2 pseudogenes are annotated in these 1,132 nt (G+C 45.4%); both read right to left on the bottom strand.

The window, feature by feature from the left end:
* Positions 1 to 129: 129 nt before the first annotated feature.
* Positions 130 to 756 (bottom strand): annotated as a pseudogene (locus ABZJ92_RS21915) (RecE family exodeoxyribonuclease); the annotation flags it as partial.
* Positions 757 to 855: 99 nt separating this feature from the next.
* Positions 856 to 1,055: pseudogene (locus ABZJ92_RS21920) on the bottom strand (hypothetical protein); the annotation flags it as partial.
* Positions 1,056 to 1,132 lie beyond the last annotated feature (77 nt).

The raw sequence follows: 1,132 nt of genomic DNA on the forward strand, positions 1-1,132 counted from the left end.
TTCTACAATCGTCAGCGTCGTCACTCTCGTCTGGGGAATATCTCCCCGGCAGCCTTCAGGGAAAAATATCATCAGATAGCTGCTTAAAAAAAGAACAAATGGTAGTGTCCGCTATTGCCAGTACACCTCAGCCTTAATTGCATCAGTCAGGCGGAGCAGGGCGGCATTATCCAGAGTTGTCGGTTCTGCCATGCCGCGTATGGCCAACAGCAGATTCTGGACATAGCTGTTTTCCTGATCCATCTCAAGAGCAGTAATGTGTTTGCGTTGTTCACGGGTGGCATGATGCAGGTATTTCAGATCCCCGGCAGCATACGTAAAAATGTGCAGAAGACGCTGTGTGAACCGCAAAGTGGCTACAGAGACTTCGCAATCCTGGCAATCCTCGTGGGCGTCTGCCTGCGCGTTTTCTTCCTGGCCTCCCGCCAGTTCTTTGGTTTCTTGAGCATTATCCTGGTGGTGAACGTCGTCTGGCGCTGCTCCCGGTTTTAGTTCCCATGTCATGGAGTCTTTGCTGAGTTGATAGCGTTCACTCCAGGTAAAATCGATCTCACCTTCAGGGGGAAGGTCATTAACGACAGGAAAATTTGTGGCAACAGCTTTAAAATAGTTGCTCAGTTTTTTACCTGACTTAACGAGCAGATAGTCCAGAGTGGTGCTGGTCGATTCAAAATCGTCGCTTGCCCACAGGACGACGTCAGGTTCACCGGATGATTTTTTCGCTTTCCGTAACAGGAAGAGTGGTTTTGTGCTCATTGTTTTTTAACCTCAACTCAGATTAAAATTACTGCGAGTGATGAATAAATGTCCCAGGTTCTTCACTCAGGCCTGCACACTGTGCAGGCTTTCTTTTTTTCAGATTTCACCTTTTAATTTCATTGCAATCAGATTTGCCAGAAATTCGGCTTTTTTTCTGCGGGCAGATTATTTCCGATGTAAACTAGGCACATTTTTGTGGCACCTTCAACAAGAGTTTTAAAGTTTCCTGATAGACCGTCGATATCAACTACAGTGAATGGGGTTTCTTTATTTTCTGTTTTAATTACGTAGCCAATATGAGGTGTACTGGCAATAGCGGACACTACCATTTGTTCTTTTTTTAAGCAGCCATCTGATGATATTTTTCCCTGAA

The organism is Shigella sp. FJ200513 (assembly GCF_040495915.1).
GTDB lineage: Bacteria > Pseudomonadota > Gammaproteobacteria > Enterobacterales > Enterobacteriaceae > ECMA0423.